The 3,296-nt window shown below is 71.3% G+C and carries 3 protein-coding genes and 1 pseudogene; all 4 read left to right on the plus strand.

Annotated features, from left to right (window positions below; genetic code table 11):
• Positions 1–1,452, plus strand: a 1,452-nt coding sequence (locus BKN37_RS26520; protein ID WP_071030220.1) for a thiamine pyrophosphate-dependent enzyme, incomplete at its 5' end; no start/stop codon positions are given.
• A complete protein-coding gene (locus BKN37_RS26525; protein ID WP_071030222.1) occupies positions 1,433–2,098 on the plus strand; it encodes a hypothetical protein in 666 nt (221 codons plus the stop codon). The genes BKN37_RS26520 and BKN37_RS26525, both read left to right, overlap by 20 nt.
• An 8-nt stretch (positions 2,099–2,106) precedes the next feature.
• Entirely contained in the window at positions 2,107–3,123 is a 1,017-nt protein-coding gene (locus BKN37_RS26530) for a 3-oxoacyl-ACP synthase III family protein (RefSeq protein ID WP_071030224.1), read from the plus strand.
• Positions 3,123–3,296, plus strand: a pseudogene (locus tag BKN37_RS30085) (aminotransferase); the annotation flags it as partial. The gene BKN37_RS26530 and the pseudogene BKN37_RS30085, both read left to right, overlap by 1 nt.

A 3,296-nucleotide genomic window follows, 5' to 3' on the forward strand; every position in this document is an offset into this window, starting at 1 on the left:
GTTCCGGGCCTGGGGGAATCGCTGGCCAGCCGGGTGCCGGTGCTGGCGGTGGTGGGGCAGCCGTCGGCGGCGCTGGACGGCCGGGGCAGCTTTCAGGACCTCAGCGGCCGCAACGGCGCGCTGAACGCCGAGCAGCTGTTCGCCGCCGTCTCGGTGTTCTGCCAGCGGATCACCGCTCCCGACGAGATCGCGACCGCGCTGCCGCGCGCCATCGCCGCGGCCCGCACCGGCGGGCCGGCGGTGCTGTTGGTACCCAAGGACGTTCAGCAGGCACCGGTCGCCGTCACCGGCCACCACAACGGTGCACCGATCCGCGGCCGGGCCGGCGCCCCGCATCCGATCGCGCGCGCGTTGCGCCAAGCGGCCGGGCCGGTGACCATCATTGCCGGCGAACAGGTCGCCCGCGACGACGCCCGCGCCGAACTCGCGGCGCTGCGCGCGCTGCTGCGCGCCCGGGTCGCGTGCGTGCCCGACGCCAAAGATGCCGGCGGCACACCGGGTTGCGGTGCCGCGTCGGCGCTGGGCGTCACCGGGGTGGTGGGCCACCCCGGGGTGGCCGACGCGGTGGCGGCCAGTGCGGTGTGCCTGGTGGTGGGCACCCGGTTGCCGATCACCGCCCGCGCCGGACTCGATCAGGCGCTGGCCACCGTCCGCACGGTCTCGATCGGCTCGGCGCCACCGCACCTGCCCTGCCTGCACGTGCACACCGAGGATCTGCGCGCCTCGCTGCGCATGCTGGTGGCCGCGTTGCACGGGCCGGGCCGGCCCACCGGCATCCGGGTGCCCGAGACGCTGCCGCGAACCGAACTGACCCCGCGCCCCCACACCGGCCCCGGGGTCCGCTACCGCGACGCGATGACCGTGCTGGACCGGGTGTTACCGGCCGGGACCGACATCGTCGTCGACGCCGGCAACACCGGTGCCGCCGCGCTGCATCACCTGCCGGTGCGCCGCGACGGCCGGTTCCTGGTCGCGCTGGGCATGGGCGGCATGGGCTACAGCTTCGGCGCCGGGATCGGAATGGCGTTCGGCCGCGGCCGGCGCACCGTGGTGATCGCCGGCGACGGCGCGTTCTACATGCACGGCATGGAGATCCACACCGCCCTGCAGTACCGGCTGCCGGTGACCTTCGTGCTGTTCAACAACAATGCACACGCCATGTGCGTGACCCGCGAGCAGCTCTACTACGACGACCTGTACAGCTACAACCGATTCCGGCCCAGCACGTTGGGGGCCGGGTTGGCCGCGATGTTTCCCGGCCTACCGGCCACGGACGTCAGCGACATCGGCGAGCTGTCCCCGGCGGTGGTGGCCGCGCTCGGTGCCGACGGGCCCGCGGTGGTCAGCGTCGCGTGCTCGGCCGACGAGATGCCGCCGTTCGCACCATTTTTGAGTTCCGCACCCCCGGTTTCCGCACTGAAGGAGGACCACCGTGTCGCTGTCCGCGCTTGACGATATCGTCGCCCACACCGGAAGCACCGACCCGATCGAGGGCCTGGTCCGCATCGAGACCTCGCCCCGCGAAAAAGCCACCCCGATCATCATGGAGATGATGCGGTCGGTGTACCCGCACGAGGAGGTGTTCGGGGAATTCTGCACGGTCAACAGCCACATCGACTGCCCGCCCGACGAGTTGTTCGAGTACATGGCCGACACCCGCAGCCTGGAGGAGTGGACCTACAGCCTGCGCGGCTTCACCCCCACCGACGAACCCGGGCTGTGGCTGGCCCACGACCGGCTCGGCTCGGAGACCAAGATCTTCACCCGCACCGTGACCAACGCCGAGGCGCGCACCGTCGACTACCACTGCGCCTGGGATCAGGGCACGCACCTGTGGATGATCTATCTGATGCGGGTCATCGACGCGCAGTTGGTGTTCGACAAGCCCGGCTCGGTGGTGCTGTGGACGAATTGCCACCACCCGTTCTACGACAACAACCCCTATCCGGAGACCGCGCCGCCGCAGCGCCCGGTCTGGGTCGGCGACTTCTGGGACATGTTCGGCGCGGGCCACCTGCTAGAACTGCAGAACCTCAAGGCGATTGCCGAATATCGGCACCGCAACGGCCTGCCGGTGACCCCGGTCTGGATGCGGTGAGGCCGGCCATGAGCACACCGAACGTCAGCCTGATCGACGTCGCCACCTACCTGCCCGGGGCACCCCTCGGCGCCGACTACTACGCGCAGTTCGCCGACTCCGACGCGCTGCGCGACAACGTGATGTTCCGGGCGCCGCGGTACCGCCACCACGTCGGGCCCGACGAAACCGCGATCGACATGGTGGAACGCGCCGCCGCCGGCCTGATCGAGCGGCACGGCCCCGACGTCCTCGAGCAGGTCGACGTGCTGATCACCCACACCCAGGTCCCGGACATGGCGTTCTACGGCGCCGGCGGCGGCATCGCGCACCGGCTGGGCATGCGGCCCGACTGGGTGCTGGACCTGCACAACGGCGGCTGCGCGGCGTTCGTGCTGGGGCTGCAGGTCGCCCGCCAGCTGCTGGGCTCCGGGGCGGGGCGCAGCGCGCTGATCGCGGTCGCGCAGAACGCGGCCGGGCAGGTGTTTGACCAACCCGGGGTACGGCGCAAGGCGCAGGCCGCGGTGCCCGGCGACGGCGCCGCGGTGGGGCTGGTGACGGTGTCGGAGCGTTCGCCGATCCTCGACGTGGTGTGCCGCACCTACGGCGAATACGCCGGCGACATGACGCTGACGATGGACCCGCCGCGCAAGTGGTGGCAGGCCGGGCCGGGCGAGGCGTGCATCGGGTTCACCGAGTCCAAGATCACCAAGGTGCTGGCCCGCGGCAACCGGCAGGTTCCCGAGGTGGCCTGGGCGGTCTGTGACCGAATCGGGGTGCGGCCCAAAGATATCGGGCTGTTGGTCACCAACCAGCCGAACCGGGTGTTTCTGCGCAACTGGCGAGAAGCGCTGGAGCTGCCCACCGAACGGCACGTCGACACGTTTGATCAGTGCGGCAACCTGTTCGGGGCCGCGATCCCGATCAACTTCGATCGCGCCGTCGGCGACGGCCGGGTCGCTCCGGGTGACCTGGTGCTGATGGCGGGTTTCGCGCATGCCGGCGACTTCGCCGGCGCGGCGGCGGTGCGCTGGGGCGGACGCTGATGGCGTCGCCGGCGCCGGCGGTGACGGCCGCGGTGCTCGACGGGCTGCCGGACGCGGGGGATCCGTTGGCGTTATCGCTCAACGAGAATCCGTACCCGCCGCTGCCCGCGGTGCGTTCGGCGCTGATCCGCTCGATCGAGGCGGCCAATCGGTACCCGGAGTTCGTGCCGCAC

Origin of the sequence: Mycobacterium talmoniae, from assembly GCF_001854525.1 — a bacterium.
Taxonomy (GTDB): domain Bacteria; phylum Actinomycetota; class Actinomycetes; order Mycobacteriales; family Mycobacteriaceae; genus Mycobacterium; species Mycobacterium talmoniae.

Excerpts from the sequence above, each read along its gene's own strand:
- BKN37_RS26530 (WP_071030224.1), top strand. The coding sequence starts at position 2,107 with ATGAGCACACCGAACGTCAGCCTGATCGACGTCGCCACCTACCTGCCC.